This is a genomic window from Nitrospira japonica, assembly GCF_900169565.1.
In the GTDB taxonomy this organism is placed as follows: domain Bacteria; phylum Nitrospirota; class Nitrospiria; order Nitrospirales; family Nitrospiraceae; genus Nitrospira_C; species Nitrospira_C japonica_A.
On sequence record NZ_LT828648.1, the window covers coordinates 3,537,135 to 3,562,401 of the forward strand.

At 61.0% G+C, this 25,267-nt stretch carries 29 protein-coding genes and 1 pseudogene; 13 read left to right on the forward strand and 17 right to left on the reverse strand.

The features are described 5' to 3' along the window. The first annotated feature begins 223 nt into the window (after positions 1–223). Entirely contained in the window at positions 224–403 is a 180-nt protein-coding gene (locus NSJP_RS16865; RefSeq protein WP_080888033.1) for a hypothetical protein, read from the forward strand. A 111-nt stretch (positions 404–514) separates the two neighbouring features. Here NSJP_RS16865 and NSJP_RS16870 read toward each other — a convergent pair whose 3' ends face one another. From NSJP_RS16870 to NSJP_RS16880, 3 genes are all read right to left on the reverse strand, one after another. Next, entirely contained in the window at positions 515–1,057 is a 543-nt protein-coding gene (locus tag NSJP_RS16870; RefSeq protein ID WP_197685441.1) for a P-loop NTPase family protein, read from the reverse strand. Positions 1,058–1,130: 73 nt separating this feature from the next. Beyond that, positions 1,131–1,628, reverse strand: coding sequence for a methylated-DNA--[protein]-cysteine S-methyltransferase (locus tag NSJP_RS16875; protein ID WP_080888641.1), 498 nt, complete (start codon positions 1,626–1,628; stop codon positions 1,131–1,133). Beyond that, positions 1,612–3,072 carry an Ada metal-binding domain-containing protein gene (locus tag NSJP_RS16880; protein ID WP_155970357.1) on the reverse strand — a complete coding sequence of 487 codons (1,461 nt, stop codon included), beginning with the start codon at positions 3,070–3,072 and terminating at the stop codon, positions 1,612–1,614. Before NSJP_RS16880 ends, NSJP_RS16875 begins: the two co-directional genes overlap by 17 nt. A 436-nt stretch (positions 3,073–3,508) precedes the next feature. Between NSJP_RS16880 and NSJP_RS16885 the strand changes: the two genes are divergently transcribed. The 5 genes and pseudogenes from NSJP_RS16885 to NSJP_RS20175 all read left to right on the forward strand — a co-directional run. Beyond that, positions 3,509–4,564, forward strand: coding sequence for an NAD(P)-dependent alcohol dehydrogenase (locus NSJP_RS16885; RefSeq protein ID WP_080888642.1), 1,056 nt, complete (start codon positions 3,509–3,511; stop codon positions 4,562–4,564). A gap of 18 nt (positions 4,565–4,582) precedes the next feature. Further along, a complete protein-coding gene (locus NSJP_RS16890; protein WP_080888038.1) occupies positions 4,583–5,587 on the forward strand; it encodes a catalase family peroxidase in 1,005 nt (334 codons plus the stop codon). 26 nt (positions 5,588–5,613) lie between these two features. Next, positions 5,614–6,291 carry a hypothetical protein gene (locus NSJP_RS16895; RefSeq protein ID WP_080888040.1) on the forward strand — a complete coding sequence of 226 codons (678 nt, stop codon included), beginning with the start codon at positions 5,614–5,616 and terminating at the stop codon, positions 6,289–6,291. 11 nt (positions 6,292–6,302) lie between these two features. Next, on the forward strand, positions 6,303–6,704 hold the full coding sequence (locus tag NSJP_RS16900) for a hypothetical protein (RefSeq protein ID WP_155970360.1): 402 nt from the start codon (positions 6,303–6,305) through the stop codon (positions 6,702–6,704). Between the two features lie 35 nt (positions 6,705–6,739). Beyond that, positions 6,740–6,874, forward strand: a pseudogene (locus NSJP_RS20175) (nuclear transport factor 2 family protein); the annotation flags it as partial. 20 nt (positions 6,875–6,894) lie between these two features. Here the strand turns inward: NSJP_RS20175 and NSJP_RS16910 are convergent. From NSJP_RS16910 to NSJP_RS16935, 6 genes are all read right to left on the reverse strand, one after another. After that, entirely contained in the window at positions 6,895–7,575 is a 681-nt protein-coding gene (locus tag NSJP_RS16910) for a hypothetical protein (RefSeq protein WP_080888044.1), read from the reverse strand. After that, the gene (locus NSJP_RS16915) at positions 7,562–8,818 is read right to left on the reverse strand and encodes a hypothetical protein (protein WP_155970362.1); all 1,257 of its coding nucleotides are present in this window, start codon (positions 8,816–8,818) and stop codon (positions 7,562–7,564) included. Before NSJP_RS16915 ends, NSJP_RS16910 begins: the two co-directional genes overlap by 14 nt. 111 nt (positions 8,819–8,929) lie before the next feature. After that, positions 8,930–9,805, reverse strand: coding sequence for a lipase family protein (locus NSJP_RS16920; protein ID WP_155970365.1), 876 nt, complete (start codon positions 9,803–9,805; stop codon positions 8,930–8,932). Between the two features lie 23 nt (positions 9,806–9,828). After that, positions 9,829–11,055 (reverse strand): hypothetical protein, encoded by a 1,227-nt coding sequence (locus NSJP_RS16925; RefSeq protein WP_080888050.1) that lies wholly within the window; start codon positions 11,053–11,055, stop codon positions 9,829–9,831. Between the two features lie 88 nt (positions 11,056–11,143). Continuing rightward, entirely contained in the window at positions 11,144–11,752 is a 609-nt protein-coding gene (locus NSJP_RS16930) for a Tll0287-like domain-containing protein (protein ID WP_080888052.1), read from the reverse strand. A gap of 208 nt (positions 11,753–11,960) precedes the next feature. Beyond that, positions 11,961–13,211 carry a PepSY-associated TM helix domain-containing protein gene (locus tag NSJP_RS16935; protein WP_080888053.1) on the reverse strand — a complete coding sequence of 417 codons (1,251 nt, stop codon included), beginning with the start codon at positions 13,209–13,211 and terminating at the stop codon, positions 11,961–11,963. Positions 13,212–13,480: 269 nt separating this feature from the next. Here NSJP_RS16935 and lspA point away from each other — a divergent pair, with 269 nt between their 5' ends. Next, a complete protein-coding gene (gene lspA, locus NSJP_RS16940; RefSeq protein WP_231989418.1) occupies positions 13,481–13,972 on the forward strand; it encodes a signal peptidase II in 492 nt (163 codons plus the stop codon). 1 nt (position 13,973) lies between these two features. Then, positions 13,974–14,453 (forward strand): hypothetical protein, encoded by a 480-nt coding sequence (locus NSJP_RS16945; RefSeq protein ID WP_080888055.1) that lies wholly within the window; start codon positions 13,974–13,976, stop codon positions 14,451–14,453. Between the two features lie 34 nt (positions 14,454–14,487). Here the strand turns inward: NSJP_RS16945 and NSJP_RS16950 are convergent, their stop codons facing one another. The 4 genes from NSJP_RS16950 to NSJP_RS16965 all read right to left on the reverse strand — a co-directional run bounded on the left by NSJP_RS16950 (position 14,488) and on the right by NSJP_RS16965 (position 17,146). Next, positions 14,488–15,279: a DUF72 domain-containing protein gene (locus NSJP_RS16950; protein ID WP_197685443.1), complete on the reverse strand. Its 792-nt coding sequence runs from the start codon at positions 15,277–15,279 to the stop codon at positions 14,488–14,490. A gap of 60 nt (positions 15,280–15,339) precedes the next feature. Next, complete coding sequence (locus tag NSJP_RS16955) at positions 15,340–15,603, reverse strand: hypothetical protein (RefSeq protein ID WP_080888057.1); 264 nt, start codon at positions 15,601–15,603, stop codon at positions 15,340–15,342. Positions 15,604–15,938: 335 nt separating this feature from the next. Beyond that, the gene (locus NSJP_RS16960) at positions 15,939–16,247 is read right to left on the reverse strand and encodes a carboxymuconolactone decarboxylase family protein (RefSeq protein WP_080888058.1); all 309 of its coding nucleotides are present in this window, start codon (positions 16,245–16,247) and stop codon (positions 15,939–15,941) included. Between the two features lie 77 nt (positions 16,248–16,324). Then, a complete protein-coding gene (locus NSJP_RS16965; protein ID WP_080888060.1) occupies positions 16,325–17,146 on the reverse strand; it encodes a class I SAM-dependent methyltransferase in 822 nt (273 codons plus the stop codon). Positions 17,147–17,364: 218 nt separating this feature from the next. Here NSJP_RS16965 and NSJP_RS16970 point away from each other — a divergent pair, with 218 nt between their 5' ends. The 4 genes from NSJP_RS16970 (at position 17,365) to NSJP_RS16985 (ending at position 19,931) form a co-directional block, all read left to right on the forward strand. Beyond that, positions 17,365–18,390, forward strand: a complete 1,026-nt coding sequence (locus NSJP_RS16970; RefSeq protein WP_080888062.1) for an AraC family transcriptional regulator — start codon at positions 17,365–17,367, stop codon at positions 18,388–18,390. A gap of 37 nt (positions 18,391–18,427) precedes the next feature. Next, complete coding sequence (locus tag NSJP_RS16975) at positions 18,428–18,736, forward strand: DUF1272 domain-containing protein (RefSeq protein WP_080888644.1); 309 nt, start codon at positions 18,428–18,430, stop codon at positions 18,734–18,736. Positions 18,737–18,886: 150 nt separating this feature from the next. After that, positions 18,887–19,621, forward strand: a complete 735-nt coding sequence (locus NSJP_RS16980; RefSeq protein ID WP_080888063.1) for an MBL fold metallo-hydrolase — start codon at positions 18,887–18,889, stop codon at positions 19,619–19,621. Positions 19,622–19,745: 124 nt separating this feature from the next. Then, positions 19,746–19,931: a hypothetical protein gene (locus tag NSJP_RS16985; protein WP_080888064.1), complete on the forward strand. Its 186-nt coding sequence runs from the start codon at positions 19,746–19,748 to the stop codon at positions 19,929–19,931. A 14-nt stretch (positions 19,932–19,945) separates the two neighbouring features. On the opposite strand, the gene NSJP_RS16990 is transcribed toward NSJP_RS16985, so the two are convergent. From NSJP_RS16990 to NSJP_RS17005, 4 genes are read right to left on the reverse strand one after another with little or no spacing between them, the layout of a single operon-like run. Continuing rightward, positions 19,946–21,088, reverse strand: coding sequence for an ABC transporter permease (locus NSJP_RS16990; RefSeq protein WP_080888066.1), 1,143 nt, complete (start codon positions 21,086–21,088; stop codon positions 19,946–19,948). Then, positions 21,085–22,014, reverse strand: a complete 930-nt coding sequence (locus NSJP_RS16995) for an ABC transporter ATP-binding protein (RefSeq protein ID WP_080888068.1) — start codon at positions 22,012–22,014, stop codon at positions 21,085–21,087. The genes NSJP_RS16990 and NSJP_RS16995 overlap by 4 nt, the downstream gene beginning before the upstream one ends. Further along, positions 22,011–23,000, reverse strand: a complete 990-nt coding sequence (locus NSJP_RS17000) for an HlyD family secretion protein (protein WP_080888070.1) — start codon at positions 22,998–23,000, stop codon at positions 22,011–22,013. The genes NSJP_RS16995 and NSJP_RS17000 overlap by 4 nt, the downstream gene beginning before the upstream one ends. Beyond that, entirely contained in the window at positions 22,997–23,623 is a 627-nt protein-coding gene (locus NSJP_RS17005) for a TetR/AcrR family transcriptional regulator (protein WP_080888072.1), read from the reverse strand. The genes NSJP_RS17000 and NSJP_RS17005 overlap by 4 nt, the downstream gene beginning before the upstream one ends. A gap of 121 nt (positions 23,624–23,744) precedes the next feature. Between NSJP_RS17005 and NSJP_RS17010 the strand changes: the two genes are divergently transcribed. Next, entirely contained in the window at positions 23,745–25,238 is a 1,494-nt protein-coding gene (locus NSJP_RS17010; protein ID WP_080888074.1) for an RNB domain-containing ribonuclease, read from the forward strand. Positions 25,239–25,267 lie beyond the last annotated feature (29 nt).

Below are 25,267 nucleotides of genomic sequence, written 5' to 3' on the forward strand. Positions count from 1 at the left end.
AGACTGCCGCGAGGCATCTTTGATATCGCACAAACGGCATGACGATTCTCCCAGTTCTGCCCCATGCCCACACGGACTCTTTCCATTGTGGCGCAAAGCCTCGGCGAGCATCAAGCCGGGACTTGCGACGTCGGTCATCGTGATGCATTGCCCCTGTGAGAGCCACACCATCATGGATCCTGTCGTCCCGAAAAAGTAGAATGCGAGCGACAGTGACAAGGACATGCGTGCCGAAAGAGACATGATCCATTTCGTTCACCATCCACGCACGGCCACCGTCAAGAATGCGTCCGCCGATAGACTCGGCGAACCCCGCTCCCTCTATACGGCTTTTTATTTTCCGTTTTCGGAGCGTGCGAACATCCGCTTCGATACGACGGCGGAACCCAATCTCAACGAATAACCGCGCGAGTAGAGATATCCAAGCCGCCGGTGTCACCGGCATGCGCGTGGGTGCCGATTCTCATGATGTCGTGAGTTTGGCGGCCGGCAGCCTACAACGGCGAGGTCCTCATCAGGCTGTTTCGCCGTTGAGAAACCGACAGACGGATTGTACGAGTTCGTCGATCGTCTTGGTCCCGTCGAGTCGCCGGACAGGACAAGGCAATCGTTTCAGCCATTGTTCGTGACGCGGCAGACTTCGTCCCGGCATCGTGCCGGCGTCATAGGCCGCAGCCCATTCCATAAACGCTTCATGCTGGTCGTGTATCGCACCGCCCGGAGCGAGTGCTTCTGTGCCAAACCGCTCTTTCTCGCGCCAGCGCAATCGTTCGATTCGCACGTGGACCGGCGCGGCGAGGAACACGACCGCATCAAACAACGGGATCAACGGATCGCCCCATCCGTCAAGCGAGCCGGACAGGACGCAGCCGGAGGACTGAACACTCTCCAACTTTTCCCTGATCAGGATGATGCGATCTTCCACAGGACGTTTCTCACGGTATGGCGGAGTCGTCGGCAGCCAATAAAAATCTTCCGTGTCCAAGCACGCACACTTCAGCCGCGTAGCCACCGACAGACCAAGTGTCGTCACGCCTGTGCCCGAACCGCCCATCATATGAACGATCCTGTTCATACCCGCCAACCCGCGCCGCGCGTGTTATCCAATACAATGCTCGCTTGAGTCTTCATCACGGCAACAGCCGTCCCTGCGCCCCTTCGAGTTCGAGCAATCTGGCTTTGACGTCCAGCCCGCCGGCAAAGCCGGTCAGTTTTCCCGAGGCACCAATGACGCGGTGGCAGGGCACGACGATGGACAACGGATTCTTGCTATTGGCCAGCCCCACTGCCCGCGAGGCCGAACCATTTCCGATCGCGAGGGCCAGACGGCCATAGCTTTGCGTCTGGCCGTAGGGAATGCGGAGCAGCTGCTGCCATACGCGTTTCTGAAAGGCCGTCCCTCGCATCAGGAGCGGCAACTCGAAGGTCGTTCGCCTGCCCTGAAAATATTCACTCAATTGGCGCCCGGCTTCGACGAGGACAGGATGACGCACGTCCTCGCGCATGTCCTCGAGCCTGACGCGCATCGGCGTATCCCCTGGCCAGAGCACCGCGATGAGGCTCGCTTCGTCCGCCACCAGCTTGAGTCGGCCGACCACAGTCTCCATGTGCTTATACCGCAGCATGATTCGCCTCCTCTTCCCGAATGGCCGTGGCCTGTTCATTCCAGAGACAGACGGCCGCGTAACTCCGCCAGGGTCTGACGGTTTCCACGTTGAACCGTGGATGAGCCTTGATAAAGCGGTTCAAGATCAGATCGGCGGACGGAAAGGCGTCCGCGTCGCCGAGCGCTCGTAACGCCATGTATTCGGCGCTCCATGCCCCGATACCCTTGACCATCCTGACGGCACGTTTGAAATCGTCCGGATCTTGCGCCGGGTCGAACCGAATCATTCCGCCGGCGACGCGCGCGGAGAACTCGCGAATCGCCGCGCGTTTCAGTCCGGTTATTGCCACCGCGTGCAGATCCGATTTTGCAAGAATGTGCGGCTTCGGAAACAAACGGATGCGATCGCCGGACACGGGATGTCGAACCTCTTCACCATACGTTGCCGCCAATTGATTCATGAGCCGCGCAGTATGCGCCACGGAAATGACCTGCCCAAGGATGGTGGCGATCGCCGTTTCAAACGGGTCGAATCCACGAGCCAGTCTCGCTCCGGGATGCCTTCGCCGAAACGTCGAGAGGATGCCCGCCTGCGCAAACACCTTGCCGATCACGGCCGGATCCGAATCCAGGTCGAACATGTGCCGGATGCGCTGCACGACTCTGAGGAGGCATCGGGTGTCCGACAGACAGATCTCGAGTGCGAGTTCCGGGTTCCGGCCGTCCGGTCTTATCCGAAAGTATCCCGTCGTTTCCATGCCGTCGACCGTGAACACCCGCGAATAGGCGTCTCCTTCGATCGCTTCGATGCCGGCGACGTGATGCCGCCGATAGTAGTCGAGCAACGAGCGCCAATCGAACGGAGGCCGGTAGGCTAACCCCAGCCGGATCATCGAAGCAGCCTCCACTCCCTTTGTAGATGACCGCAGCGCGGATGGGGGACGATGGAACCGCTTCTTCACGGCATCGTTGAATCGGCGAAGCGAGCGGAAGCCGGTGGAAAAGGCAATCTCCGTGAATGGAAGCGGGGTCTCCACGATCAGCTTTCGGGCAAAGTTGAGCCGGCTGCCGTCGTGGAGCTGCTTGGGGGTTTGGCCCAATTCTTTTTCGAACAGCCGTCGCAGATGTCGAGCCGAGACGCCCAGCCGGTCGGCCAGGACCTCTTCGCTGTGCTGTTCCAGAACTCCCTGGGCCAGGAGCTTGAGGGCCCGCTCGACGGTGGTCTGTTTGCCGTTCCACGCAGGGGACCCCGGAGCAGATTCAGGCCGGCATCGCAGGCAAGGCCGATAACCGGCCCGCTCGGCCGCTTGCGCCGTCTTGAAAAACAGGACATTTTCGCGTTTGGGGCGGGCCGGACAAATCGGCCGGCAATAGATCCCCGTCGTCTTCACGGCGACGAAAAACTTGCCGTCGAAACGATGGTCTCTCGCCAGCAGGGCTCGGTAGAACGGATCGTGGCTATTCATGCTCCGCCTCGCAAAGGTCCAATGGTCTTGTCCATCGTCCAGACTGTAGACGAATGGGTTCCGATACACTCGCCGGATTCGGACCTCTACGCCGGTGTATTTAAACTTACTCGGCCGCCCGATTGCCAGTTGCAATCCTTCTTTTCCGGTCACCGTTCCACCGGTCTTACATCGCGATGGACCCGACCTGGGGTCACGGCATACACTGACTGGGAAACGTGTTTGCAAGGAAGGATTTCCGGCAAGCCTACGAATCGAAACCTATCAGCGGCAAAAACGTGCTCCGCATTGCCGAGTCATAAGAGATCCGCCGACTCAATTGTGACTGTCCTGACAGTCGATGATGCGTGCAGCGAGGCCTTGCAGCGATACATGGCGCAGACGATGGAAGATGACCTTGCCTATCGAAGCGCTGCAGGAGCATACTGCCATAAATATGTACAAGACCAAAGCCTATGGAGCAGCCGCAGCCACCTCATCGATGGCTGCCCTCACGATTCCGCGACGCGATCCCGGCGAACGGGACGTTCAGATCGACGTCCTCTTCTGCGGTATTTGCCACTCCGATCTCCATCAGGTTCGAAACGAGTGGAAGAGCGTAGCGCCGACTGTCTATCCCTGCGTCCCCGGCCACGAGATCGTCGGCCGTGTGGCGAAAGTCGGAACGGCGGTCAAGAAATTCAAGGTCGGTGATCTTGCGGCGGTCGGCTGCCTGGTCGATACCGACCAGACCTGCCACGAATGTCAGGCCGGCCTGGAACAGTTCTGCGGGAATCTGACCCTGACCTACAATTCACCGGACAAGCACCTCGGAGGCGTCACCTACGGCGGCTACGCCGAGAGCATCGTCGTGGACCACCGATTCGTCCTGCGCATCCCCCCGAACCTGGACCTTGCCGGAACCGCCCCGCTCCTCTGCGCCGGGATCACCACCTATTCGCCGATGCGCCATTGGGGGGTGACCAAGGGGAAGAAGGTGGGTGTGGTCGGGCTGGGCGGACTGGGCCATATGGCCGTCAAGTTCGCTCATGCGCTGGGAGCCCATGTGGTGGTCTTCACCACATCGCCCAACAAGAAGGACGACGCGCTCCGCCTCGGCGCCGACGAAGTCGTCATCTCCCGCGACGCGAACGAGATGAAGAAGCAGACCGGCAGTTTCGACTTCATCCTCGACGCCGTATCCGCCGACCACGACATCAACGTCTATATTGAGCTGCTTCGCCGCGACGGCACCATTACCCTCGTCGGTGCGCCGGAGAAGCCGCTCGCGGTTGCGGCCTTCGGTCTCTTGTTCGGACGTCGCAGCCTATCCGGTTCTCCCATCGGCGGCATCCCGGAAACTCAGGAGATGCTCGATTTTTGTTCCGCTCATCACATTACCTCGGACGTCGAAGTCATCCCCATCCAAAAGGTCAACGAAGCCTACGACAGACTGCTCAAGTCCGACGTGAAATACCGCTTCTCGATCGACATGGCTTCTCTGAAAACCTAGAACCGCGGAGGAACTCAAATGAGGACCACATGTGTCGCGACCGCCGCGCTGGCGGCTGTGCTTGCGCTCCCCGCCTCGGGGTTCGCGGAAGAAACATCGGCCGCTCAAGTATCCCTCCCCGAACAACTGGTGAATGCCTTCAACGCCGTGTTCGGAGCCCATCCGGGTCTGCGAGCCAACCATCCCAAAGGCGTCGTCCTCGAAGGCTCTTTCACGCCGAGTGACAAGGCGGCGTCCGTGAGCAAAGCTGCTCACTTCGCCAAGCAGGCCAAACCGATTCCGGTGACCGTCCGCTTCTCGGCCGGGTCGGGGTTGCCGACCGTCCCGGACACCAACGAGATGCCCCGCGGCATGGCCATTAAATTTTCCCTTCCTGACGGGTCACAGACGGACATGGTCGTGCTCTCCTACAACGGCTTTCCCGTCTCCACCGGGGAGGACTTCAGGGATTTTCTCCTGGCCATTGCGGCAAGCGGGCCTGACGCCCCGAAACCCAACGCCTTGGAGAATTTTCTGAACGGTCATCCGGCAGCCAAGACGTTCGTGCAAACCCCCAAGCCGCCGCCTGTCAGCTACGGTACCCTGCCCTATTTCGGGATCAACGCGTTCAAGTTCACCAATGCGAAAGGAAAGACCGCGCTGGTCCGCTATCAACTGCAGCCGATCACCGGTGTGCAGTACCTCACAAAGGAGCAAGTGTCCGCGAAGGGACCGGACTATTTGAGCGATGAGATTCGGGACCGGGTCCGCCGCGCTCCGGTCAAGTTCCACCTACTCGCGCAAGTGGCCGAACCGGGCGACAAGACGGACGATCCGACGGTCGTTTGGCCTGAAACGAGAAGAACGATCGACTTGGGAACGCTCACCATCGTCAAAGCGGTGGAGGACAGCCAAGCTGCGGAAAAGAAATTGCTCTTTGTACCGGGAGCCCTGACACCCGGCATCGAAGCGGCCGATCCGATGATCGCTGTCCGGTCGGCGGCCTATATCGTATCCCTGTCGCGCCGCGCCCAGCCCCAGTAGGATCGGCCTCGCGGGAGCCATAGCCGGTGAACCGGGAGACGACGCACACGCCGCCGATTCGCCTGTGGCTCCTCTTCATTATTCTCTTGCTGCACGGATGCTCGTCCAAAGGAACGCCCACCGGCGTTCATTTTCCCGTCACCAGCGGATCCCACCGGCTCCTTCCGGCCGCTGAGCAATCGATCCTTCTCTGGGGAGCCCCCGACGTCACACACGTGGCGGTCGAATGGCTCCGGTCGCATCACTATACACACGTCGTCGTCGCTGATGAGAATCGGGTCCGCGAGGCGAAGGACGCTCCGCCCGGATCCGATCGCAAAGCGGCGCTCACCCTTGGGGAAAATATGCATGCCGAATTTGTGCTGTTATTGGACCGGGAGACAAACAAGGAAGGAACGTTGATCGAGCCGCATTGCGGGGCGCGCTTCTTCGTCGAGGTCACATTGCGGGGTCTCTCGGTGAACAACGGCGAGACCGTCTTGCAGGCTCGGGCCCATTACCCGCAGTGCGTTGAACTGAGCGGCCGGATTGCTCGAAGCCTGACATGCCAGACGTTCGCCACTGCGTGGGGATTTCGCCCGTCGGGTCAACTCGATCTTCCGTCACACCTCATGTGCACGGCAGGCCAGACGGCGCCGATGGCAAATCGTCCAGCCGGAGAAATCCCGAACGAACGTCGGGCGTTGCCGGGCGATACGCCATGACGCATCAGTGCATGAGCAGCAAAATAAATGCTCACACGATGGCGCGGCTGGTCTCGTGCCTGTGGCTGGGATTGGGTCTCTTGCTCACCGGCTGCGAATCGGAGCGAAGCAGGCTGATGACGGAGAAATATCCGACGTACCCCGATGACATCAAACGAGCCATCGATCGTGGGTATCCTGTTCGAGGCATGAATCACGATCAGATCTATCTGGCGTTCGGGGAGCCCATATGTAAGAAGGCCATCGAACACAAGGGGCGGCCGGTGGAGGTGTGGTTGTATCCCCCAGGCGGACGAGACCCCTGCCTGACGGCAGAGTTTCGCGTCTATTTCGAAAATGGAGCGGTCTCGGACTGGGCCAAAATGACGGAAGCCTCGCGCTTCGCGGATCCGCCTGGAGGTCTTCCGCCCTGACGTAGACTTGAACAGACATGTGATACCGGCGGATCACGGCCAAGAACGGGATGCGATTCGACAACCGCTATTGCTGGGTGATGCGCTTCGAGGGTGCCGTCATCGTGGAGGTGCGGGCCTATCTGGACTCGGCATTGGTGCAGAGGCTGATCGACGAGAACCCGCTCTGAGTACGAGAGAAACCCGCCGGTTACTGAACTTTCGTCATTTTCTCCGGGAAAAAATACTTCTCGAACCGTTCTCGCGCTTTTCTGTAGTCGTTGTCGGTCACGTACTGCAACCGGTAATTGAATCGGCACTTGCGGTCTTTTTCGTATTGGTAGACGTCCTGCATGAAGGGTACGATCTGGTCGAGATCCGACGTGTACTCCCCTTTCGCCAGACTGGTGTCCAGACCGGACGGGATGTCTCCGATCACGCGGATGGATTCCTCACCGTTTTGAATGCTGGCCTCGATCAGGACATTGTCCTTCTGGCACAGCGTATATCCGCGCTTCATGTTTTCCACCGCCTCTTGAAATCCGTCTCGTGACGCGGCCTTTGCGCCGACCATGCCCTTCACTTCATCGACCAATGCCGTCACTTCCGCGAGACGCTTCTCCAGGCGGCGGCTGGTTTCCGCGGCGTCGTCGAGCTTGGCCTGAAGGCCCGGGTCAGTTCGCGTGGACTCCGTAGTAGGGGGCAGCGCATCAGATTGGGCCGCAGATTGGGAAACGGACTCGGGAACGGCCGCCGATTGACGCGTGTCCGGTTGGCCGTTCGCGCCGTTGTCCGTGACTTGGACGAGCAGGACGGCAAAAACGAGCAGGAGCACCACCTGCACCAGGGACAGACCGAGGACGGGATCCGTGCGCGGGTCAGTTCTTGTCACCGGAATGTTCCTCGGCCACCCGGACCCGTAAAAATGACATCACGTCCCGCATGGTGGTCTCGATCGTTCTGCTGGCCTCGAGGCTCGATTGAATGGCCTTTTGGACGTTGAGCAAACCGTTCTTGACGTCGGCCGACATCGAAGCGGCCGTGATGTCCTTCAGTTCCGTTTCGAACGCGGCCAGCCGACCGGAAACCGATGCAAATGACGCGCGTAACGACTGCAACCCGTTGAGCTGACCGTCCAGTTCCGCACGACTCCGCTCGAAGGCCGTCGTCATCGAAAGAAATTGTTCGGTTCGCTCTTTGAGGGTGTCAGACAATTCCTTCACCGCCGCTTCGACTTGCCCGACCCCTTCCGCTCCGTACAGGGACTCTCCGAACGACGCCACGGTTTCGGCGGTCCTGGTCAATCCGTCTTCCAATCGTTGCGCGGCCGCTTCAAAGCTTTCTCCACGCCTTCCCATGACGGTGATGAGCTTGCTGACTTCGGCCGTGAGAATTTCCTGGGGCATCTGCATGGTGGACAGCCGGCTCAACATGTCCTTGACGGACGATTCCAGCCCCGCGGTCATCGTCTTCCCCATCGCGAATTGTTGTTCGGCAAGTTTTTCACGAACGTCGGACAATGACCGCACGAGATCATGCAAGGAGCCGCGCAGATCATTGGCGGCGAGATCTCTGAACGAAGAGATCTCCATGTTCGCTTCGGTGATTTCGTGCAACAGCGTCGACACCCGCTGATCGATGCTGTCCTGCACGTCGAGAAGCCGGTCGGTCAGCGTGTCCTGGAAATAGAGCGTCAGCAGACGCAGCACCATGCCGGCACACGTCAGGACGAGCGCGTAGCCGAAGGCGGGAAGAACCGCCTCCGCGGTCAGCTTGGGAGCCGGCCATAGGATGAACGTCACAATGAGAGCCAACAGCGCCCAGAGAAATCCCATGTAGTACAAGGAATCCGCAAACTGGGCCGTATTCTTCTTCTTGACCGAGTATCCATAGCCTGCATAGCCGACGAGGAGTCCGATCAAGGCACCGAGCGTGACGGTCGGGGAATATTGTGACGCGGCGGAGTACCAGAGGACGACACCACCCACGACGGTCGCGCAGACCCACGCGACGGCAAGCTTTCTATTACCCCGTAACGTCGGGTGAACAGCGGAATGGACTTCGTCCACCTCGTCGACCTGTGGCGTCGGCTCCGGATCTTCCAGCGGCATGGCTGGTAATCTTCTCATCATCATCGGTCTGCTCCCTGTTCTCCGGTCGTCGTCATTTGTTCATTATGTGACATGGCCATGGCTCTACTACTAGGGACTTCTCTAGGGCCTAATGGGCGGCGTTCGGTCAATCGCTCACGGCACCAGTTGTTTGATGCGCGCCAGGTACGTGGCCATGAAATGCTCCGGCACGTCTTGGATGCTGAGATTCTTGAGATTGTTCCAGAACGACAGGACCGACGAATGCTCGGCTTGATGTTCGGCATAGTACCGGTACCGCTTCCCGTCTTCCAGCACCACCTCCGGCCCGAGATGCTGGAACGGGCCTTCGTCCAGCACGGCAAAGACTTCAAACGGCGGCAGCAGCGGCACGGGATCCTTGTCATTGACGTAGCGGATCAGCGGCAAGGATCCGTACTTGCGGACGCCGGCCCGATTCGTGACCTTCGGCTGTCCAAAGGTCACGGCCTGCCCGAGCCTGATCCCGTCCTCTTTCAGCAACATCAACACGACCACCGCCGCCGCTCCCCCGTAACTATGGCCCGTCACCCTGGTTTCGTAGTCCGTCTTCAGAAGGGGCTTGGCGAACTGATAGACCTGCAGCGCCGCGTCCCCGAACCCTTTGTGGAGCGGAATCTGCAGCCGAGATTCGACGACTTTGTTGTAATCCACGTCCGCCCGGATATTCACCAGGTTCGAGGTGCCGCGGATCACGATCCACTGCACACGCGCCGCATCATCCACCTCCACGTACGCCTTGACCCCGGAAGCGAGCGGCGGGCTGACACTGACGCGCACCGACGTTCCGCTCTGCTGCCGGATCACCTCGTCCTGTTGATACGCCAGATCGGCCCGCTGGGCATACTGGAGGACTCGTGAGAAATCTGGAGGCGCGGACGGAACCGACTCGATCGGCTTGTGCGATCCGCACGAAGGAAGACCGGCCAGGACCAGCCCCACGACGGCCAGGGCGAGTCCCGAGGGGACCGTGAAGACACGCGTCGACTTCATGGCGGATCGTCCTCCTTTTTGCGTCACGGTTTTCCTTCTTCAAACGTGTCAGGCGGATGCACGCGCAACTGTTGTTCGAGTGTCAGCAGCCGTCTCGCGTCAAGATAGCCGAGCACCTTCGCCCGGGTCATCCTGGTGCGCCCCTGCTCCATCTCCTGCACGGCTGCCGCGAGCTTCTCCTCGGAGGGCTGAGTCGTCTCCCCGCCGCTGCTGCGAAGCAGACTCAGGAGCTTCAGCTCGCTCGCCTTGACCTTGGCCTGCTCGATCAACAGCGTCTTCCTCGTGTCATTCTTGACCTGGACCAACGCCGCGGTCTGCTCCTCGTTGATTCCGATCCTGCCTCCGTGATCCAGAAAGTAGTCGAAACCGGTTTGATGCGCGGGAGTGCCATGCGGTCCGCCGGAATGGCCCGACCGCGGCTTGTCGGACGCCGTCCGCATATGGTGCTGCTTGAGCTCCGCCAGTTTGGTCCGCTGCTGCTCCGTCAAGCGTGCCTGAATCCGATCGGTCACCTGGAACAGTGTATTGAACAGCACGCCTTCCGTCTCTCCGGTCTTTTGCATTTTGGCGCGAATGACCTCCGGATCCACGTCCGGCCGCATGACGAGTTCGTCGGCTTCCACTCGGCTCAGATCGATCTCGGTCCCGACCCTCAGCACTTCCCGCCTGGCCTCCTCCAACCATGATCCGATGTCCCGGACCTGAAGGTCGTCCAGCACCAGTTCACGGCGAAATCCGTTGTAGACCTGGCCGACGCCGTCCAATGACAGGAGACCGATCTTCGTATTGAAACCCTGCGACACTCGAAACACCATCGGCGGATGCATCAATTCCCGGACCTTGGTCGCTTGCTCCGCCGTCAACACGGCGCGGAGCGCGGTCAGGGTGTCGATGAAGAGATTCAACTCGTCGGTTTCAATGCCGCCGGTGAGGGCGTTGGCCGTCCGGTATTCATGCTCCTGGAGCAGCCCGCGCCGCCGCTTCTCTTCCAACTCCTGGAACATCCCGACCAATACCGCCTCCTTCAGCCACATGTCCGTCTTCACACGTTGAACCAGATCGGCCATGGCCTGCTTCTGCTGGGACGTCAATTCGAGGCTGTGTCCCAGATGCGCGTAGGATCCGGCGATCTGCTCGACCGCGCGAATCATCCGAGGACCCGGCGTGAACTCCATCTCCGGTTGTGTCTGGGCCAAACCCTCGTGACAGGTCATCCCGATCAACAGGACCGCGAATATCCAGTGTTTCATCGCTGCGCTCCTTTTGCAGGTGCAGGAACCGGACGACCCGACGGAATCGCCTGCCGCGTGGAATGACCGCAAGGTCACGTCCTCGGGGCTACTTGTGACTGCTCTGCGAAAGCGGCATGGTCACCAGAATGCCGCCCATCACGTCCCGCAATTTGAAGTCCTTCTTCGGGCTGTTCGGATGCGCATTGTGACAACCGATGCAGGTCTGAGAGACTGCCTTGTCCGGATAGAGCGCCTGGAAATAGGATGCTCCGTCCTGGGTAACGACACCGGTGTACGGCCGCCCTCCATCGACCATGATTTCCGAGAGCCCCGTTCGCTCGAAATCCGTATTGGCCCGGTTGTCCTTGTTGATCGGCCACTGGCTGAGTAACCGCACCCGAATCCCCCTGTCGTCTCCTCGCATCAACAGACCTGCCTCCTTGAGAAACTGAGCCGGCAGCGGCAACATGCCCCGCTCTTTCCAATGCTCTGAAGCAACGGCCGTGCCCCGGACTTGCATCCGTTCGACAATTTCGGTCGTGTAGAACGTCCGGTCCGCCTGAATCACGCTGTGCACATAGTCCGTTGCCGCCGTGGCCGGAATGCAGGGCGGCTCGGGCAGATTCTTACCCGTGGCTGACGGAAGGCCCTGTCCCGATGCCCACATGAGCAGCATTCCGATGATGAGGCCCAGTCCGAATCCCTGTGCTCGCATGATTCCATTTCCTTTCCCGGCCGCTGCAGGTGGGAATTGCGGCTCGTCCGTCATTCGTGCGTTCTCACGGGATGCCATATTAGGCCTCTCACGACATTTTCCCACCGAGCGGGCCGATGGTCCATGGGGATCAGCGGCAGGGGTTCAGCGACAGAGAGAAGGCGCCACGTCCAATCATTCAGCCAATGCCTTGACGGCACGACGACGATCAGGCATCAGAGACGGACAAGGTGGACAGCCGGTCGCCAAACTCCCCGACCAGGCCCCTCCGCACTCGAACGGCAACCCAAGCCAGGCAAGTACCGACGAACAATGAGGTGATGTCGACGGCAGCCAATCCCCATTGACCGTCTGTCACCGTCGCCAGCAGGTGGCTCTTCGTCGTCAGCAGATTGAGTCCGGGCAGCAGCATCAACAAGACGCCAGCGGCTGCCAATAGGTCGCGCCAGGCCAGCGCGCTCTCGCCTCGCAGCGCACCAAAGCCGACGCAGATGGCCCACACGCTGAAAAAGGCACGAACCTCCCAATCCGCCCGGTGCGGCACCACGGCCGGCAAGACACGATTGATCCAGAAGAACGCGGCAACGGCAACCAGTAATCCAGCCACCACGCCGACGGCAAGTCTGTCCGCTACCTGTACAGCGAGCGGATCGGATCGATCGCCCCGGCCCCTTCGACGTTTGGCGGTTCGAATCGCCAGGCCCGTGGCAACCACGAGGCTTGACGCGAACCCCATCAAGAAATAGCCCCATCGGCTCACCACGCCGCCGAATCTGCCGAAGTGGAGCAAGCCGGCCAGCGAGGCACCTGCCTCTCCCGATTCCGGGGTTCCGCCGGCGAGATAGATCGACCAGAGCACGACCAGGCCGGTTATCGTGATCGTCGCCAGGAACGGTAGCATGAGAAGGCCGATTGCGTTGTGAACGTCCGACCAGGAGCGCAGGGAGACCGTCCGAAATCCGGCCATGAACAGATCCGCAATGAATCGCCGGCGCCTGATCAATACGCCTGTGATCGCCGCCGCCCATATGGCAATCGCGGCTGCACCGACCATCCATACGCCGGCCAGCCCGGCCAGCAATCCATAATGAAAGTGATAGAAGAGATCTCCCCCTCTAGTCTCCCTAAATACAAGGAGGTTTCCAGTTGCAGGATCGATCGATTGGCCGGTAAACGACCGCTTGTCTTGCCATTTGATCAACTGCACCAACCCATCGCCGCCCGACCCGTTCAGGGGCGACTCCATAAAGAGTTCGGCCGTCCGGAATTCAGGTGAAAAACCGACCGGCCCCGATGCAGTCGTAATCTTCTGGATCTCGGGCTGCAGCATCCAGTAGGTGATCTCCTCGTCGAACACCGCCAGGGTGCCCGTCGCAAAGACAGAGAAGAGGATCCAGGCTGAGAACAGGCCGATCCAGGCATGCGCCTGATTCAACCATTGCGTCACATGGTCTTTCATGATGCCCGCCGAAGCCCCGGCTCGCCGCTCCCAATGAGCAAATCCGTCAAAGATCGGCCCCTCCCGCTATAGTAGAGCGAGGGGGAAGTGGCTTGCAAACGGCATCGATCCGTCATTCTCCGTCGGCATGCTGGCGAATGCGCTGCTGATATAGTACTGTCTCCGAACCCGGCGGGCCGTCCTCTTCGTGGACAAAGAAACTTCCCGGCCGCGAGACCCACATGAGGCGAGATCGGGCGAGGGCCATGACTTCGACACGAACTAGGGCGATGCGCACGCTATTGATGCTGCTTCTGTTGCTCTCCTGTCTCGGATGCGACCAGGTGACCAAGAAGCTGGCGCGTACGTACCTCGCGTTTCATCCTCCCGTATCCTGCTGCCACGACGTGGTGCGATTGCATTATGCCGAGAACGCTGGCGCATTCCTCGGCCTGGGGTGGAATCTATCCGAGGACATGCGGATTTTGATCTTTCAGATCGCAGTCGGCCTCTGTCTCTTCGCATTGTTCGTGGTCCTGCTGAGGTCGCACCATCACCCGTCCAGCTTCCTGGTCGCCTGGACCCTGATCTTGAGTGGAGGCATCGGCAATGTGCTGGATCGCCTCCTGCACCACGGCCGGGTCACCGACTTCATGAATCTCGGCATCGGTTCGCTTCGCACCGGCATATTCAACGTGGCGGATGTCTGCATCACGGTCGGCGTCGTATGGCTGTTGCTCGCCCTCAGGTGGGAAGACGAGCCGCGCGCCGAAGCAAACTAGCATGGGGCAGATACGTCTTCGACCGGACCGGACAGCACGAACAGCACGCCTGTCGGCGTCGATCATCGTATGGCTCGCCTGTACGATGGGATGCGACGGCAACCGTGCGACCGGACCGGCATTTGAAGACGTCCTCCACCTAGGGCCGGAAACCGCATTGCTCTATTTCTATCGACCGCCGGTCCCGGACGGAGACCAAGCTCCGCAGTGGGTGTATGCGTTCGATCAGATCATCCGGCTGGATGACGGCGGGTACAGCTTTCACGCCGTGCCGCCGGGCCGGTATCTGATCTCGTTGCGCTCCCAGTCAGATCCCACGGCCGACTGGTACGACTTGGCCGCGGGCCGAGCGACGTTTCTCAAGTGGAATCGCGCCAAGGCCGGCGGTCAGCCTACCCTGATTCCGGTCGACGAGCGCCGGGCGATTGAGGAATTACCGCAGTGCCGGCTGATGCAGCACGATCCGTCCGGTCGACCATAAGTCCGCCGGCTTCGAAGCCCGAGCAAAATTCACCCTATCGAGCGCGGACTGATGGCTTCTCGATGAGACCCATGAACGTCTTGGCGTTCGCGACCGCGTGACCTTCGGCGTCGTTGTTGAAGTAGACGTACGCGTCATAACCGTCCCGAAGGTAGCCCTTCACTTTGCGAGCCTCCTCATCCAATTCGCGCCTGGTGTAGTTCGACGCAAAGAGTCGGGAGCGTCCGTGGAAGCGGACATAGGCAAAATCTGCCGTAACCACATCCCGGCGCGGATACCGCCCTGAGTCTCCGATGCACAGCGCGGCCCCCAGACGGTTCAACAACCGGTAGACGCCGGTGGAGAACCACGATTCGTGACGGAACTCGCAAACCAGCCGCAGACGCGATGAGCCGCGCCGGACCATTTCCAGGAAATCTTTCAATCGATCGTCGTCGCGATGGAAGGATTCCGGAAATTGAAAGAGAATGGGGCCAAGGTGCGTGCCCAGCGATCGAGCATGGCTGAGAAACAGACGCCACGGATCTTCGACGTCTTTCAGGCGCTTGACGTGGGTGATGTACCGACTTGCTTTGACCGAAAAGATGAAGTCTTGCGGAACTTGTGACGCCCACTTTTCGTACGTCGAAGGCTTCGGCAAGTGATAGAAGGAATAGTTGACTTCCGTGGTGGGGAACTGCCCGGTGAAAAACTCCAACCACCGGGCGTTCGGTAACCCGACCGGATAGAACAGGCCTTTCCAACTTCCATACGTCCAACCCGACGTTCCGACAAGGATCCGTCCGCTCTCTCGCCTATGCCGAACCGTCCGCATCTTATCGCCCATGATGCGGAAGCCCGGAGCATCAGGCCACTGGGAACATCGAGAGTCGACGCGGACAGTCCGTTAGCGATAGGACATGGCGTGCTGCTGTTCCGCCACGGCGACGAGCATCAAGGCCCGTCCGTCCTGCAGACCCATGGCATATCGTTCAAACACAGTCGGAGCGCAATCCCGATAGAGGCTGGAGTGATCTTCACTCAGTAGCGCATCGCGGAGGCCTTCCGCTTCCGCATGCCATCCTTCCCGTTCAATGGGCTGAGCGGCCCTTGCCTTTTGCTGCCGACACCATTCGATACGAGCCTCGACGGATTCAGTTGCCAATGCCATGGTCGCCTCCCTTTCTGCCCGGGTGTTCAATAATGATGTTCATTTACGTTCACCTCGTCGCCCGGGCTGCCGCACTCGAACCAGTGAATCGCAAGGAAAGTACCAGACCATGGGCGATCCTTCGGCTCCCTATGATCCTGTAAGACAGGCGCTATTTCGAGGGCTTATGCGGTGAGCGAGCGGATCTGCGACTGTTCATCCGTAGCCGCTAGTTATTTCCCTAGTGGAGCACCCCTGCAGGTCGGCAGCCAAAACCCTACAGATTTCCCCTATTCCACACAGGGCGGCCGGTCTCCTGTCGTATCCGGCCGCCCTCGTGGTGTCCTCATTCCGCTTCAGGCCCCCGCCAGCGCATGTGTGCCGTGGGTGACCGCTCCGCCTGCGCGCAGCGCGGCAGCCGCCAGGATCGCTTCGGCAATCTCCGCATCCGACGCCCCACTTTCCCGCGCCTTGTTGGTATGGAGCTCGATGCAATAGGGACATTGAGTGGTGAGTGCCAGGGCAATCGCCATGAGCTCCTTGTACTTTTTGGGGATGGCTCCGTCGGCCCAAGCCGCCTTGTCGAAGGTCCAAAAGGCTTTTGCCGTTTCAGGCGCGAGAACTTCCAATTGTTTCAATCTGCCCAGATTCTTGATGTCGTACATGGCTGCCTCCTTATGATGCGTTCGGAATGATTGTGTCGTACGTTCCTTCGGATTTGCTCGTTGCTCTTTGCAAAATCTCACGCTCGAATACCGACTACCTCCAAATATTCGGCGAATACCGTCGTGCACTCCGCGCCGGCCCTGTTATGTGAAGCCCACAGCGCTTCGAGTTCCGTACGAAGACGCTCTTGGCCTTCGGCATCGAGCGAAGCGAAGGCCCGATTGGTCGGGCCATAGTAGAGGCGAAACACGTCCACCACCTCAGCTGGAGAGAACGGATAGGTGAACGGATACAGACGCCGGGTCAGAGAGAGGTCCGAAAGGCCTGCGCCGAGCCGTTCGCGAACCACGGATTCCTCTCCCCACAAGACCGGCGAGGGCATGCCGGACGGGGCGATGAACTTGGAGATGGTCTTGAACATCTGTCCCACGAACCCTTGCGGCGTCCAATTACCCATGGCGATGGTGCCCCCGGGCACGCAGACTCGGAGCAATTCGCGGGCGACCAGCTCCGGCTGCGGGGCGAACATCGCGCCGATCAGACTCACGACGGCGTCGAAACTGCCGTCCTCGAACGGCAGCGCCTCGGCGTCGCCTTCCTCGAACCGCGCGGTCAGTCCTTCCGCCTGAGCCCGTGCACGCGCCCGGTCGATCAGATTGCTCGCGATGTCGACTCCGGTCACGTCCAACCCGTCCTTTGCCGCGATCAACGCCAACTGCCCGGATCCGCATCCCACGTCCAGCACCCGGCATCCCGGTGCGAGACTGAGCCGCTCGTAAAACTCCCGGGCGCCGCTCTCCATGTAGCGCGAGAACCGGTCGTAATCCCCGGCCATCCACATCGCCTTGAGTCGATTCTTGAGTTGATTCCCTTCCGCAACCAGTATGCCGTTCGACATGATGTCCTCCTTTGTTGATGAGAGTGGTGCGCCTCTGCGCCGCCTGCGTGTTCGCCGCTTCAACGCATGAGCGCACTATAGGAGAAGAAGGCGCCGGCGTCTTATCCGGGAGTCTGGTTCTCTTGACAGCGCCGTGATAGGCTACGGCCCGCTTGCGCGGGCGTCCGGAATCATTTGCCGAGAATCCGGCACCGCAACCACACGCGCCGGGAATTCCTATGGATGTCCTGTCCGAAGTGCTCAAGACCGTGAAGCTCGACGGAGCGATTTTCTACACGGCCGAATGCTCCGCGCCTTGGGGCTTTCGCTCGCCGCCCGGGCGGATCATGGCCTCCTATCTGTCACCGGAGCCCAAACACGTCATCGTCTACCATTTGCTGACCGAAGGCCGCGGCTATGCGCAGGTCGAGGGAGACGGCACGCTGCTTCACCTCGATGCGGGCGATATCGTCGTGTTCCCTCAGGGAGATCCCCACCTATTGGGAAACGGCCCGGCCGTCGAACCGATCGACAGCTCCAAGGAGTTGCAGCGCATTCTTTCCGAGGATCTCAAGATCGCCCGGTGCGGGGGAGGTGGAGAGGTCACGCGAATCATCTGCGGCTACATGACCTGCGAACCGCAACTGAGCCGCATCTTTCTGGGCGGCCTTCCTCCGGTCCTGAAGGTCAATATCCGCAAGGACGCGTCCGGTCAGTGGCTGGAAAATTCCATCCGCTATTCGGTCGAAACCGCAGATACTTCACGGCCTGGCGGCGAAACCGTGCTCGCCAAGCTCTCCGAAGTCCTGTTCATCGAAACGTTACGGCGCTACATCGCCCAGCTCCCGCAGGCGGAATCCGGATGGCTGGCGGGAGTTCGCGATCAGGAGGTCGGCAAAGCGCTGGCGCTGTTGCATCGCCAACCGGCCCATCCCTGGACGATCGCGACGCTGGCAAGCGAAGTGGGTACGTCGCGTTCGGTGTTGGCCGAGCGTTTCCGGCAGTATTTGTCGGAGACCCCGATCGCCTATTTGACTCGCTGGCGCCTCCAGCTCGGCAGGCAGATGCTGGCCTCCACCAATCACAGCGTGGCGCAAATCTCCGGCGACGTGGGGTATGAATCGGAACCGGCATTCAATCGGGCATTCAAACGCGCGTTCGGCCTTCCGCCCGCCCGTTTCCGCAGCCAGTCGAGGTCGTCACGAGGACCAGCGGACCGCCATGCCGCGACGCCCGATCGTCCCGCCTCCGTCCGGCGCCGATAGAAGATCCCGCAACGACGTCATCCCCAATGAGGCCTCCATGCTCGAACTGAGACCAACCTGCGAACAGTGCAACCGCCCGCTGCCGCCTCATTCACTCGAGGCGCGGATCTGCTCCTATGAATGCACGTTCTGCGCAGACTGCGTGGAACGGATCTTAGGCAACGTCTGTCCGAACTGCGGCGGGGGCTTCGTACCCCGACCGGTCAGGCCAGTGAGGAATTGGAAGGGAGACAATTTCCTGGGGAAAGATCCGGCCGGTACCGTCGTTCGACACAGGCCGGTCGATCCCGTCGCCCACGCCACGTTCGCGAGTGAACTCCGGTTGATCCCCCCGGAAAATCGTTAGTCGGGGTGATTCCGCGCTCGTTGCCCGTCCGACCGCTCACGGGACGCCCCTCGCGCTGAACCGTGGACTCGACCGACTGGAGCCAGTAGAATGGCCGCGTTTTTCCGGGGAACAAATCGGCACTCACCGCCTGTGCAAAGGAGTCGGACCATGCCCGAGCGTGGAACCTACGTCGTCACGACGTTGCTGGACGTGAACGAGGTGCAGAACGTGGATGACCGCGGCGAGAGTCGAACCTACCTCGTCGCCGACGTGGCGTCCCGCAAAGCCATCATCATCGATTCGATCATCGAAAACGTCGAGCGGGATTTGACGCTGGTGAAGGAACTGAACCTGATTCTGGCCTTTGCAGTGGAAACCCACATTCACGCCGATCATATCACCGGAGCATCGCTCATCAAGGATCGAACCGGCGTCCCGATCGTCTATGGCGGGGGCGCCGAAGCAGTGGTCACAGGAGCCGACCTGTTTCTCCACGACGGCAAGGACCTTACGTTCGGAGCGACCTCGATCAGAGCCCTGGCCACGCCCGGGCACACCGACAGTTGCACCTCCTATTGGCTCCCGCGCGGAGTGTTTACGGGAGATACGATGTTCATTCGGGGGAACGGCCGCACGGATTTGCAGGGCGGGTCCTCCAAGAAACTGTTCGAATCCGTCCGCGCCAAGCTGTTCACCCTCCCCGACGAGACGGTCGTCTATCCGGGACACGACTACAACGGCCGCGTGGCTTCGACCATCGGAGAGGAGAAACGGTTCAATCCCCGCCTCAACCTGTCCATCGACTTGGACACCTTCGTCGACATGATGAACAAACGCCGGGCGCCGTTGCCGGAGAAAATCGACATTGCCGTGCCGGCCAACATGAAAGCCGGCCGCGTCTGATCGGCTGGCCAGGCATCGGCTTCCCCCCTTCACCCCCGCCCACCGTCCACTTCCAGAACGGACGGACCGGCGATGCGGCCCCACGGCCCGGTCCGCGTATCATTGATAAGGAAAGGAGACCCGCATGCGATTCGTCAAGGTCAAGGATGAAGAACGGGCCGGAGAGGTGGCGATCAATCTGGATCTCGTGCGCGAAGCCCATTTCGGAGGCGGCTTGCTGCACATCTATTTCGAGCGCAGTTCGAGCTCCCAGGACGATATGACGTTCACCGGCGAGAATGCACAGAAGATCTGGGCGGCGATGGGCTGACGGAACGGCTTAAATCAATCGAGCGTCTGTCTGAAGCGTGTGACGCCGATCGTCAATGCGACCGCGGCGAACAACGCAACCTGCCAGAGTTGCAGCAGGACTTCGTCGACCCCATTGCCCTTGAGGAGGATCCCCCGGACGATCCGCAGAAAATGCGTGAGCGGAAGAACTTCGCCGATGGCCTGCGCCCAGGCCGGCATGCCGCGGAACGGAAACATGAATCCCGACAACAGCAGGGACGGCAGGAAAAAGAAGAACGACATCTGCATGGCCTGCAGCTGGTTCTGCGCGATCGTGGAAAAGGTGATGCCGACCGCGAGATTGGCGGCGATGAAGACCAGCGCCGCGAGGAGCAGGAGCACGAGATTGCCTTCCATGGGCACCCCGAACAGAAAGCGCGCGGCCAGGAGAATCAGTCCGACCTGGACGTAGCCGACCAGAATATACGGAATGATCTTCCCGATCATGACTTCGAACGGCCGCGTGGGCATGGACAACAGATTCTCCATCGTGCCTCGCTCGCGCTCCCGCGTGATCGCCAGACCGGTGATGACGACCATGGTCATGGTCAGTACGACGCCCATGAGGCCCGGCACGATGTTGTAATGCGTGACCGCCTCGGGATTGTACTGCGCATGGACGCGCAACTCGACCGGGTCGTCCTGCCGCGCCAGAAACGCCAGCGGCCCCTTGAGATCATGCTGGAAAGCCGAGTTCACGAGCATCCGGAGCGAACCGATCGCGTTGCCGGTGGCGGCGGGATCCGTCGCGTCGGCTTCGACGAGGACGGCCGGCCGGTCGCCCCGCCACAGATCGCGGGTGAAATTTTCCGGAATCGAGACCACAAACTGGACATCTCCCCGCGCGATCGCCGCGCGGGCCTCGGCTTCCGTCCGCAACTCCCGGACGAATTCGAAATAGTTGCTGTGGCGAATGGCCTCCAACAGACTGCGTCCCTGCGGCCCGCGGTCGGCCAACAGCACCGCCGTCGGGAGATGCTTGGGATCGGCATTGATCGCCAGTCCGAAGAGAATCAACTGGATCAAGGGAATCCCGATCATCATCCCGAACGTCAGCCGGTCGCGGCGCATCTGGACGAACTCTTTCACCACCATGGCCCAGAATCTCGCGGGCGAAAACAAGTTGTGCGCCGTCATGACGAAAAATTGTCCTGTGAACTGCCCATGAGGTGGATGAAGACGTCTTCGAGTCCAGGGCCGATCCGCCGCCAATCGTAGTCCGCCGTCTTGAACGGAGCGATGGCCTCCGAAAGCGCCCGGTCGTCGTCCCCGCTCACGTGCAACCGGTTGCCGAACGCCACCGCCTGTTTGACGCCGGACCTGGCACGGAGCGTGGTAGCGAGCCGATGCAGATCCGGCCCCGCCACGAGCCACGTCGTGAGGCCGGCATGGTCGATCACTTCTTGCACGGTTCCATGGGTGAGCAGCTTGCCGTAGGCGATGTAGGCCAGTCTGTGGCACCGTTCGGCTTCATCCATATAATGGGTCGTAATGAGGCAGGTCAGGCCCTCGGCGGCCAGATCGTGAATCTGCTCCCAAAACTCGCGCCGCGCCTTGGGATCGACTCCGGCGGTGGGTTCGTCAAGCAGCAACAGCTTCGGCCGATGTATCAAACAGGCCGCCAGCGCAAGCCGCTGCTTCCACCCTCCCGACAGTTCGCCGGCCAACTGCTGCTGCCGCTCGAGCAAACCCAACCGTTCGAGGCTGAGACGGACGGCATTTCGCCGATCAGGTATGTCGAACATCCGGGCGACGAAATCCAGGTTCTCCGCGATGCTCAGATCCTCGTAAAAGCTGAACCGTTGGGTCATGTAGCCGACCTGTCGCTTGATCTCCCGGCTCCCCCGGATGACGTCGTAGCCCAAGCAGGTGCCGCGGCCGGCGTCCGCGCGCAGTAGACCGCACAGCATGCGGATGAACGTGGTCTTCCCGCTCCCGTTGGGACCGAGAAAGCCGCAGATCTCGCCCTTGCGCACCTGCAAACCGATCCGGTCGACCACCGTCCGGTCGCCGAAGCGTTTGGTCATGTCCTGCACGTCGATGGCCAGCTCGTCCCGCGTCATCGATCGCCTCCGATCCGGACGTCCACCGGCTGGCCGGGGTGCAGCTTCGCCGCGACCGACGGATTGAACCGCGCTTCGATCATGAAGACGAGCTTGGATCGGCTTTCCCGGCTGTAGATCACCGGAGGGGTAAATTCCGCCTTTGGAGAAATATAGTTCACCGTGCCGACGAACGGCTCCGCGACCCCGTCGACGGACACGCGAACGGACTGTCCCGGCTGCAACGTTCCGACCATCTCTTGTGACACGAAGGCCCGAACCTTGATGTTCTGCGGCGGCAGGAGAACGACGACGGGGCGCCCCGCCGCCACCCACTCGCCCTCCCGATACAACGTCTCGAACACCAGGCCGGCCTTCGGCGCCTGCTGCTGCTTCTGCGAGAGCTCCCACGCGGCCTTCGCGAGCGCGGCTTCTCGCGCGCGCACCTCGGCTTCGGCCGCCGCGATCTGGTCGCTGCGGGAACCGGCCTGCGCCGTGTCCAGTTCCGCTTGTAGCTCCGAAACCCGATGGCGGTCCTGATCCCGCGTCGCCCGCGTTCGGTCCAGTTCCAGCTCGGATGTGGCGCCCGGCACGCGGCTCAAGGCCTCCTGCCTGGTGAATTCCCGCTCAGACAACCGGACCGCGATGCGGGCCTGTTTGAGCTGCGCCTTGATCACGTCGATTTCCGAAGGACGTTTTCCCTTCTTCGCATCCTCCAAGGTTGCCTTGGCTTGAGACAGCCGGCGTTCGGCTTCCTCCCGCGCCGCTTGTTCCGGTTCCCCGTTCAGACGGAAGAGGCCGTCCCCCTCCTTCACCTGTTGCCCCCGCTGTACCGCCAGGGATTCCAGGGCTCCGGCATACGGAGACGCCACATAGACGAATTCTCCTTCGACGTAGCCTTGGACCAACGTCGGATCCGGACGCGTGCATCCTTGAATTCCCGTCCATAACGTAATCGCGACAACGGTCCGCAGGACAATCCGTGCGATCGACCGGGAGTCCGTCATGACAGCCTCCGTGAAGTCCCGGCGAGCAGTCCCTCGAAGATGACCGACATGATGGCGCTGTAGCCCTGATCGGGCGTCAGACCCAGCTCGATCAACTTGGGGGGATTCATGACCGCTCGAACGGTCCCGAGCAGAATTTCCATGATCAGCGGCATCGGAATATCCCGCCGGATGACGCGGGCTCTCCGTCCTTCGCTCAGCAACTTGCCGAAGTGCCGCCGGATAAGCTCCCGGCGCTTCTGCTCCACGACCTCGAATAGATGAGGGGCATCGCGCTGAATGTCGCGCACGAACGGTGCCTGAATCTCCTGGGTATGGGTCTGCACCGCCGCGACCAGACGGCGTAAGGCGCCGGGAACGTCGCCCCGGCTAGCGGCCGTGATTCGGCGCAGATCGGCTTCGGCGCACCGGAACTTGTCCAGAATCACCGACTCGACAAGCGCCGTCTTGCTGGGAAACAGACCGTACAGGGTCTTCTTACTCATTCCCAGTTCATCCGCCAATTCGTCCATCGTGACCCGGCGGAACCCCTGGCTCAGAAAATGACGGCGGGCGGCGGCCACGACTCGCTGTGTCGCGGGGGCATTCGGGAGCTGACGCGAAACCGGCTTGCGGGTCGGCATGGTTCACCAAGGAAACTAGAATAGTACTACCAGTTTCCTGACACCGGCCGCAAGCGCCGCACGGGCTGCCAAGAGCCCGCAATTCGTGTTATAGAATGCCGTCGGTCATGGAGGACACCTTATGGGCACCCATCGGTCCGATCTTCGCGGCATTGCCAGACGCGCCATGGTTGAACGGGATTTCTACCCCGACTTCTCGCCCGCGGCGCTGGGCGAATTGGCCAGGATTTCCGTCCCGGCGGACGGCACGGGAGATCCGCAGGTACGCAATCTGATCCACTGGCAATGGGTCTCGATCGACAACGATGACTCCCGGGATCTCGATCAGCTCACCGTCGCCGAGGTCGCACCGGACGGCCTCGCCTCGATCCGCGTGGCGATCGCCGACGTGGACGCCCTGGTCGCGAAGGATTCGAGCCTCGACGCCCATGCGTTGCACAATACGACGTCGGTCTATACGTCGGGAGGCGTGTTCCCCATGCTGCCCGACAAACTCTCGACCGATCTGACGTCGCTCAATGAGCGCCAGGATCGCCTGGCCATCGTCGTGGACATGCGCGTGGCGGAAGACGGCGAGGTGCTCGACTCGCGGATCTACCGCGCCATGGTCCGCAATCACGCGAAACTGGCCTACGGTTCCGTCGGCGCCTGGCTGGAAGGCACGGGTCCCGTGCCCGATGCCGTCAAGGCAGTCGAGGGCCTGGACGCCCAGCTGCGGCTGCAGGACCGGGTCGCGCGCCGGCTCAAGGCCAGACGCCACCAGGAGGGCGCACTCAGCCTCGAAACCCTGGAGCCGAAGGCTGTCTTCGACGGCGAGCGACTGTCGACCGTCCTGGTCGAGCGTAAAAATCGGGCCAAGGACCTGATCGAGGATTTCATGATCGCGGCCAATCAGGCTTCGGTCTCATTTCTGAAGGCCGAAGGGCTGCCCTCGTTCCGACGCGTCCTCCGATCGCCGGAACGCTGGCAGCGTATCGCGGAGGTCGCCGCGAGATGGAATGAAGCGCTGCCGGCCGAGCCTGACGCGCGCGCGCTGGAAGCGTTCCTGGTCAAACGACGGGAGGCCGATCCCCTGAGATTTCCCGACCTCTCCCTCGCAATCGTCAAGCTCATCGGCCGGGGAGAATACGTGCTGGACCGTTGGCAGGACGGCTCATCCGAACACTTCGGTCTCGCGGTGAGAGACTATACCCACTCCACCGCGCCCAACCGCCGATTTCCCGACCTCATCACCCAACGGCTCATCAAGGCCGCTCTGGCGAATGCGTCACTGCCGTATCGCCCCGACGAACTTCAATTCCTGGCGGATCACTGCACCAGAAAGGAAGACGACGCGGAGAAAGTCGAGCGGCAGCTCCGGAAATCGGCCGCGGCGCTCTTACTCGAATCGCAGATCGGCCGGCGCTTCGATGCCATCGTGACCGGCGCCTCGAATAAGGGCACATGGGTGCGCCTGCTCGATCCGCCGGTGGAAGGGAAATTGATCTCGCATGCCGGAGGGCTCGATGTGGGCGACATCCTCCCGGTCGAACTGCTGCACACCGACGTCGAGCACGGTTTCATCGACTTCGCCCCTGTCGGCCCGGCACATAATTCCAATCGGTCGTCACACTGATTACATGACAGGCGTGGCTGCGCCGACTT

What these genes read in the sequence shown, in the direction of transcription:
- NSJP_RS16865 (WP_080888033.1), top strand. Translation starts at nt 224, where the DNA reads ATGCGTGCCGAAAGAGACATGATCCATTTCGTTCACCATCCACGCACG.
- NSJP_RS16870 (WP_197685441.1), bottom strand. Translation starts at nt 1,057, where the DNA reads ATGATGGGCGGTTCGGGCACAGGCGTGACGACACTTGGTCTGTCGGTG.
- NSJP_RS16880 (WP_155970357.1), bottom strand. Translation starts at nt 3,072, where the DNA reads ATGAATAGCCACGATCCGTTCTACCGAGCCCTGCTGGCGAGAGACCAT.
- NSJP_RS16885 (WP_080888642.1), top strand. Translation starts at nt 3,509, where the DNA reads ATGTACAAGACCAAAGCCTATGGAGCAGCCGCAGCCACCTCATCGATG.
- NSJP_RS16890 (WP_080888038.1), top strand. Translation starts at nt 4,583, where the DNA reads ATGAGGACCACATGTGTCGCGACCGCCGCGCTGGCGGCTGTGCTTGCG.
- NSJP_RS16900 (WP_155970360.1), top strand. Translation starts at nt 6,303, where the DNA reads ATGAGCAGCAAAATAAATGCTCACACGATGGCGCGGCTGGTCTCGTGC.
- NSJP_RS16915 (WP_155970362.1), bottom strand. Translation starts at nt 8,818, where the DNA reads ATGATGATGAGAAGATTACCAGCCATGCCGCTGGAAGATCCGGAGCCG.
- NSJP_RS16920 (WP_155970365.1), bottom strand. Translation starts at nt 9,805, where the DNA reads ATGAAGTCGACGCGTGTCTTCACGGTCCCCTCGGGACTCGCCCTGGCC.
- NSJP_RS16925 (WP_080888050.1), bottom strand. Translation starts at nt 11,055, where the DNA reads ATGAAACACTGGATATTCGCGGTCCTGTTGATCGGGATGACCTGTCAC.
- NSJP_RS16930 (WP_080888052.1), bottom strand. Translation starts at nt 11,752, where the DNA reads ATGCGAGCACAGGGATTCGGACTGGGCCTCATCATCGGAATGCTGCTC.
- NSJP_RS16935 (WP_080888053.1), bottom strand. Translation starts at nt 13,211, where the DNA reads ATGAAAGACCATGTGACGCAATGGTTGAATCAGGCGCATGCCTGGATC.
- lspA (WP_231989418.1), top strand. Translation starts at nt 13,481, where the DNA reads ATGCGCACGCTATTGATGCTGCTTCTGTTGCTCTCCTGTCTCGGATGC.
- NSJP_RS16945 (WP_080888055.1), top strand. Translation starts at nt 13,974, where the DNA reads ATGGGGCAGATACGTCTTCGACCGGACCGGACAGCACGAACAGCACGC.
- NSJP_RS16950 (WP_197685443.1), bottom strand. Translation starts at nt 15,279, where the DNA reads ATGGGCGATAAGATGCGGACGGTTCGGCATAGGCGAGAGAGCGGACGG.
- NSJP_RS16955 (WP_080888057.1), bottom strand. Translation starts at nt 15,603, where the DNA reads ATGGCATTGGCAACTGAATCCGTCGAGGCTCGTATCGAATGGTGTCGG.
- NSJP_RS16960 (WP_080888058.1), bottom strand. Translation starts at nt 16,247, where the DNA reads ATGTACGACATCAAGAATCTGGGCAGATTGAAACAATTGGAAGTTCTC.
- NSJP_RS16965 (WP_080888060.1), bottom strand. Translation starts at nt 17,146, where the DNA reads ATGTCGAACGGCATACTGGTTGCGGAAGGGAATCAACTCAAGAATCGA.
- NSJP_RS16970 (WP_080888062.1), top strand. Translation starts at nt 17,365, where the DNA reads ATGGATGTCCTGTCCGAAGTGCTCAAGACCGTGAAGCTCGACGGAGCG.
- NSJP_RS16975 (WP_080888644.1), top strand. Translation starts at nt 18,428, where the DNA reads ATGCTCGAACTGAGACCAACCTGCGAACAGTGCAACCGCCCGCTGCCG.
- NSJP_RS16980 (WP_080888063.1), top strand. Translation starts at nt 18,887, where the DNA reads ATGCCCGAGCGTGGAACCTACGTCGTCACGACGTTGCTGGACGTGAAC.
- NSJP_RS16985 (WP_080888064.1), top strand. Translation starts at nt 19,746, where the DNA reads ATGCGATTCGTCAAGGTCAAGGATGAAGAACGGGCCGGAGAGGTGGCG.
- NSJP_RS16990 (WP_080888066.1), bottom strand. Translation starts at nt 21,088, where the DNA reads ATGACGGCGCACAACTTGTTTTCGCCCGCGAGATTCTGGGCCATGGTG.
- NSJP_RS16995 (WP_080888068.1), bottom strand. Translation starts at nt 22,014, where the DNA reads ATGACGCGGGACGAGCTGGCCATCGACGTGCAGGACATGACCAAACGC.
- NSJP_RS17000 (WP_080888070.1), bottom strand. Translation starts at nt 23,000, where the DNA reads ATGACGGACTCCCGGTCGATCGCACGGATTGTCCTGCGGACCGTTGTC.
- NSJP_RS17005 (WP_080888072.1), bottom strand. Translation starts at nt 23,623, where the DNA reads ATGCCGACCCGCAAGCCGGTTTCGCGTCAGCTCCCGAATGCCCCCGCG.
- NSJP_RS17010 (WP_080888074.1), top strand. Translation starts at nt 23,745, where the DNA reads ATGGGCACCCATCGGTCCGATCTTCGCGGCATTGCCAGACGCGCCATG.